The organism is uncultured Leifsonia sp., assembly GCF_945957465.1.
Classification (GTDB): Bacteria; Actinomycetota; Actinomycetes; order Actinomycetales; family Microbacteriaceae; genus Leifsonia.
Map to the genome: position 1 here is coordinate 1 of NZ_CAMFLC010000096.1, position 5,671 is coordinate 5,671.

The window sequence follows — 5,671 nt, forward strand, 5'->3', positions numbered from 1 at the left end:
GGCCGGCCTGCCACTCGTCCCGACGCACGCCGCGGTGCACGACCCCCTGACGGGCGACCCCCTCCCACCGGAAGCCCGCCCGCCGGGCGACCGCCGCGCTCGCAGCGTTGCCGCCGAAGGCGTGCCAGACCACCCGCTGAAGCGCCAACCCGTCGGGTGCCGTCGCGAACGCGAAGTCCAGCATCATCCCCACCGCGAGCGTCATCCAGCCGCGCCCCCGTGCCGACTCGGCGAGCCAGTATCCGATCTCCGCTTCGCCGTCTTCGATGCGGTGGAGTCCCGCCATACCGTGGAGCACGCCCGTCGATGCGTCGCGGACGCCCCACGTGCACTCGCGCCCGCCGGCCCAGGCGTCCGGCACGGTGCGCGTGACGAAGCGCTCGGCGTCCTCGCGCTCGTACGGGCTGGGAACCGTGGTCCAGGCGGCGATCGCGGGATCGCGGCAGAGCTCCGCGATCCGGTCGATGTCGTCGATGCCGGGCGCCGACAGAACCAGCGGGCCGCCCGCCAGCCGCACCGGCACCCGCGCCATCAGCGCGCCCGCCGCAGCAGCCCGACCGCGTTGTACGCCTTGGCGAGCGTGCGCTCCGCCACCTCGCTCGCGCGCTCGGCGTTGCCGGCGAGGATGCGGTCGAGTTCGGCCGGATCGGCGAGCAGGTCGAGAGCGCGCTCCCGCACGGGGCCGAACGTCTCGACCACGACCTCCACGAGACCCTTCTTGAAGTCGCCGTAGCCCGTGCCGTCGTACTCGAGCTCGATGTCGGCGACGGGTCGGCCCGTGAGTGCCGAGTAGATGCTGAGCAGATTGGAGATGCCGGGCTTGCCCGCACGATCGAACGAGACCACGCCGTCGGTGTCGGTGACCGCGCGCATGATCTTCTTGCGGGTCACGTCGGGCTCGTCGAGCATCCAGACGATGCCGGCACCCGACTCCGACGACTTCGACATCTTCGACTCGGGGTTCTGGAGGTCGTAGACGCGCGCGCCGTCCTTCAGGATCATCGCCTGCGGCACGACGAACGTCTCGCCGAAGCGGCTGTTGAACCGTTCGGCCAGGTCGCGGGTGAGTTCGACGTGCTGGCGCTGGTCGTCGCCGACCGGCACCACCTCCGCGTCGAAGAGCAGGATGTCGGCGGCCATCAGGACCGGATACGCGAAGAGTCCGACCGAGGTCGCGTCGGCGCCCTGCTTGGCCGACTTGTCTTTGAACTGGGTCATGCGTGCCGCCTCGCCGAACCCGGTGATCGTGTTCAGCACCCAGGCGAGCTGGGCGTGCGCGGGCACGTGCGACTGCACGTAGAGGGTGGAGGCCGACGGGTCGATGCCCGCCGCGATGTACTGAGCCGCGGTGCGGCGGGTCTTCTCGCGCAGTTCGGCGGGGTCTTGCGCGACCGTGATCGCGTGGAGGTCGACGACGGAGAAGAACGCGTCGTGGCTGCTCTGCAGATCTTTCCACTGCAGCAGCGCGCCGATGTAGTTGCCCAGGTGGAGGGAGTCCGCCGACGGCTGCATGCCCGAATAGAGGCGGGGGAGTGTGCTCATGTCAATGCCTTCGAAGTCGATGCCCGGTGGATCGGGTGGTGTGGGTGTGTGCCGGTGCTTCTGCGGCCCGCTGCGCTCAGATGGCGTAGTCGACGACCACGGGGGTGTGGTCGGACCATCGCTCGTCGTAGGCCGATGCGCGGTCGACCGCGTAGTGCTTGACCGTCGCCGCCAGCGCCGGCGAGGCCAGCTGGTAGTCGATGCGCCAGCCGGTGTCGTTGTCGAACGCCTGCCCCCGCCAAGACCACCAGGTGTACGGGCCGTCGACCTCGCCGGCCGCCTTGCGCCCGACGTCCACCCAGCCGAGGCCGGCGCCGTCGTTGTAGTGAGGATCGTCCTCCGCGCCGAGGATGCGGTCGAAATACGCGCGTTCCTCGGGGAGGAAGCCGGCCTTCTTGACGTTGCCCTTCCAGTTGCGGATGTCGAGCTTCCTGTGGCCGACATTGAGGTCGCCCATCACGACTGCGAGGGGGTTGTGCTTCTGCAACTCCGGAAGCCGCGCCTCCATCGCGTCGAGGAAGGTGTACTTCGCATCCTGCTTCTCGGTTCCGGCCTCGCCCGAGTGGACGTAGGCGCTGACCACCGTGATGATCTTCGAGCCGATCTCGTAATCGGCCTCCAGCCAGCGTCCGGCGCTGTCGAAGTCGGTCGCCCCGAGTTCGACCCGGTGGATGTGCGCGCGGTGCCGGCTGGCGATGGCCACGCCGGCGCGCCCCTTGGCCGTGGCGGGGTCGTGCACGATGTCCCAACCGTCGCCCAGGAGGCCCTGGAGGTCTTCGCTGGACGCGCGCACCTCCTGCAGCGCGAGGATGTCGACGTCGCGCGAGTCGAGCCACGAGCCCATGCCCTTGCGGAAGGCGGCACGGATGCCGTTGACGTTGACCGTCGCGATGCGCAGGGGTTTCGAGGGCATGCTCCCAGCCTACCGGCGCGCGCCGACGCTGCTCTCGTCGAGCAGGTCGTTGAGCCGGTGCTCGGCCTTCTCGACCCTGCGCTGTGCGCCGAGCCGGGCGAAGAAGCGTGCGCCCGCGAGGTCGTCCTTCGCGTCCTGGAGCTCGGCCTTGGCCACGAGGACCCGCGCTTGGTACTCCGCCGCGGCCCGCTCGGCGGCGGCCTGTTCGGGCGTGACCATGCGCGGCGAGAGTCCGGAGTCGAACATTCCGACCGCGATCCAGGACGCCGACAGCAGGATGACCCGGGACACCAGGTTGAACCAGAGCAGGAGCCCGATGAACACGGCGAAGGTGGCGAGGAGCGGGTTCTTGGTCGCGCCCGTGATCAGCACGCCGCCCAGCGCGCTCAGGCCGGCAAGGACCAGGGCGCCGAGCAGCACGCCGAAGAACAGGTTGCGCCACGGGATCGCGACGCGGGCCATCACCCGGAACATCGCGCCGAGGGTGAAGATGTTGAGGATCACGGAGATCAGCAGTCCGGAGAACCGCGTGAGCGTGTCGGACCAGAAGCTGTCGGAGGTGAGGCCGACCAGCTGGAGGAACAGGGTGACGGCCTGCGTGCTCACGATGGAGACGAGCGCGGAGACGATGAGCACCAGGCCGAAGGCGAGCGCCAGGAACAGGTCGCGGATCTTCTGCAGCACGTAGTTCGTCGTGTCCCGGCTGAGGCCGAAGACCGCGCGCACGGCCTGGCGCGTGTAGTAGAGCCAGCCGATCGCCGTCCAGAGGAGGCCGATCGCCGCGATGACGCCCGACCAGCCGAAGCCCGTCGCTTCTTGGAGCTGCTGGGCGCTGATCACGCCCTCCGTGGTGTCGGTGGAGATGAGCCCGGGCACGGCGCGATTGATGATCGTCACCAGCGACTGGAAGAGATCGGGGTTGCTGGTCAGCCAGGCGCCGGCCGCCGAGAACCCGAGCCAGACGGCGGCGAAGATGGCGAACAGCGACTGGAAGCCCATTCCGGCCGCCCGGAGGTTGCCGTCGGAGTGCGAGTAGTTGATGTAGACGCGGTACGGACGCAACGCCTGCACCCACTTCGCCCACCGCGAGACCCGTGCGACCGGTTTCTCCAGTCGCTCCTTCAGCGGCTCGGTCGCGTCGAGGATGCGTTCCTTGAGCGTCTCCTGCGGCTCGACGGTCCCTTGCGCGCGCTGCAGCGTCGGATCCGGCTCTGCGGGGGCGGCGGTCTCCGACCGGCGGGACTTCTTGGCCACGCCGCAAGGATAGCGAGCGATGTCCCGCGTGTGGCGTGCGGCCCTTCGATACTCGGATCTGTGATCGTCGATACTCAGGCCGGCCGCCGCGGGCACTCAGCGTGCGTGGAGAGAAGCGTGTAACATGTCAAAAAGAAATTCTACATTTGACACATACATCGACAGGAGCGCCCATGGTTTCCCCCGACAATCCGGCCGACCCGACCCCACTCGTGTCCCGCCGTACCGTGGCACGCACAGCCGCCTGGGCGGCACCGGCCATCATCCTTTCGACCGCTTCGCCCGCCTTCGCCGCGTCCGGTGAGAAGGTCGGCGGCGCGATCCTCTTCGACGAGGCGGAGTACGACATCACGTTCGGCAAGACCGTCACGGTCACCGGAGCGCTGGTGCCGTCGGCCGGAACCGCGGTGCCGGGCGATCTTCGTCTCACCGCGACCGTCAGCGCGGGATTCTCGATCCTCTCGGGCCCCACCGTCACCGGTACGACGTTCACGGTGACGTTGTCCGGGCCGCAGTCCGCTGCCTCCGGAACACTGACCGTGTCGAGCCCGAACCACCCGAGCTATTTCACGGGGACCGTCCCGGTGGCACAGCTCGCGCCGGGGTTCATCGCGAAAGGCTACGGCCTCCTTCCTCTGGCCGACACGTGGGTGGAGACCGCCTCGAGCGACGACATCCGCTGGTTCGAGCCCGCCGCCGGCATGCTCGCGGTGGCCGCCACGCAGGTCAGCACGGCCACGGTGCTTCGGCCGTGGCTCGACCTGCGGTTCTATCTGGACAACCAGAACGGCTCGGTCGAGAACAACTTCGGCAACGCCCCGTTCGGTGCGATCACGAGAACGGGAGGGCGACCTCTCAAGCTGGGGACGGTCAATATCACGACCGAATCCCAGGTCCTCGCACTCCAGGCGAACAACGGGGGCGCCTTGGACGCCGTCAGCGGCGTCGGAACCAACATCGGGAACGTCAGCAGAAGCGGGCCGGGCTGGCTGGTGAGCAGCGATGCCGACCGGGCGGCGTTCATGCCGAGCACCGACCAGAACGGTGCCAAGATCACTCAGAACAACAAGATCTTCGCGTTCTTGCCCAGCACCCTCCCGAAGGGTGCGTTCGGTTTGATCCGGATCATCCACACCGTGTACGACGGGGGAGACCGGCAGGCCAAGCTGGGCTTCGAGATCCAGTACCGCTACGCCTGATCGCGTCGACGACGAAGGCGCCCTCGAGAATCGAGGGCGCCTTCGTCGTGGGGCTCTTATTCAGCGCTTGCCGCGCATTCAGCGCTTGCCGCGCATGATGGCCTGCTTGACCTCGGCGATGGCCTGCGTCACCTGGATGCCGCGCGGGCAGGCGTCGGTGCAGTTGAAGGTCGTGCGGCAGCGCCACACGCCCTCCTTGTCGTTGAGGATGTCGAGGCGCACCTGCGAGTTGTCGTCGCGCGAGTCGAAGATGAAGCGGTGGGCGTTGACGATCGCCGCCGGGCCGAAGTACTGCCCGTCGGTCCAGAACACCGGGCACGAGGAGGTGCATGCGGCACAGAGGATGCACTTGGTGGTGTCGTCGAAGCGGGCGCGGTCGGCGACCGACTGCACGCGCTCTTTGCCCTTCTCGGGCTTCGAGTTCGCCACCAGGAACGGCTGAACCTCGCGGTAGCTCGCGAAGAACGGCTCCATGTCGACGATGAGGTCCTTCTCGAGCGGGAGGCCCTTGATCGCCTCGACGTAGATCGGCTTGGAAATGTCCAGGTCTTTGATCAGCGTCTTGCAGGCGAGGCGGTTGCGGCCGTTGATCCGCATGGCGTCGGAGCCGCAGATGCCGTGGGCGCACGAGCGGCGGAAGGTCAGCGACCCGTCCTGCTCCCACTTGATCTTGTGCAGTGCGTCGAGGATGCGGTCGGTCGGGAAGAGCTCGACGTCGAAGTCCTGCCAGCGCGGCTCCGTGTCGACGTCCGGGTCGAACCGA

General features: G+C 68.2%; 6 protein-coding genes. 1 reads left to right on the forward strand and 5 read right to left on the reverse strand.

The window, feature by feature from the left end; all coding sequences use genetic code 11:
* The 4 genes from Q0Q23_RS19600 to Q0Q23_RS19615 all read right to left on the reverse strand — a co-directional run.
* A partial coding sequence (locus Q0Q23_RS19600) for a GNAT family N-acetyltransferase (RefSeq protein ID WP_295128336.1) occupies positions 1 to 532 on the reverse strand: 532 nt, incomplete at its 3' end.
* On the reverse strand, positions 532 to 1,542 hold the full coding sequence (gene trpS, locus Q0Q23_RS19605) for a tryptophan--tRNA ligase (protein WP_295128338.1): 1,011 nt from the start codon (positions 1,540 to 1,542) through the stop codon (positions 532 to 534). The genes Q0Q23_RS19600 and trpS, both read right to left, overlap by 1 nt.
* Positions 1,543 to 1,618: 76 nt before the next feature.
* Positions 1,619 to 2,455, reverse strand: a complete 837-nt coding sequence (locus Q0Q23_RS19610; RefSeq protein ID WP_295128340.1) for an exodeoxyribonuclease III — start codon at positions 2,453 to 2,455, stop codon at positions 1,619 to 1,621.
* A 9-nt stretch (positions 2,456 to 2,464) separates the two neighbouring features.
* Positions 2,465 to 3,709 carry a YihY/virulence factor BrkB family protein gene (locus Q0Q23_RS19615; protein ID WP_295128342.1) on the reverse strand — a complete coding sequence of 415 codons (1,245 nt, stop codon included), beginning with the start codon at positions 3,707 to 3,709 and terminating at the stop codon, positions 2,465 to 2,467.
* A 173-nt stretch (positions 3,710 to 3,882) separates the two neighbouring features.
* On the opposite strand from Q0Q23_RS19615, the gene Q0Q23_RS19620 reads away from it, so the two are divergent.
* The gene (locus Q0Q23_RS19620; protein ID WP_295128345.1) at positions 3,883 to 4,908 is read left to right on the forward strand and encodes a hypothetical protein; all 1,026 of its coding nucleotides are present in this window, start codon (positions 3,883 to 3,885) and stop codon (positions 4,906 to 4,908) included.
* A 78-nt stretch (positions 4,909 to 4,986) separates the two neighbouring features.
* On the opposite strand, the gene Q0Q23_RS19625 is transcribed toward Q0Q23_RS19620, so the two are convergent.
* Positions 4,987 to 5,671, reverse strand: a 685-nt coding sequence (locus tag Q0Q23_RS19625) for a succinate dehydrogenase iron-sulfur subunit (RefSeq protein ID WP_295128348.1), incomplete at its 5' end; no start/stop codon positions are given.

Coding starts and splice junctions, on each gene's coding strand:
- trpS (WP_295128338.1), bottom strand. CDS start 1,542: ATGAGCACACTCCCCCGCCTCTATTCGGGCATGCAGCCGTCGGCGGAC.
- Q0Q23_RS19610 (WP_295128340.1), bottom strand. CDS start 2,455: ATGCCCTCGAAACCCCTGCGCATCGCGACGGTCAACGTCAACGGCATC.
- Q0Q23_RS19620 (WP_295128345.1), top strand. CDS start 3,883: ATGGTTTCCCCCGACAATCCGGCCGACCCGACCCCACTCGTGTCCCGC.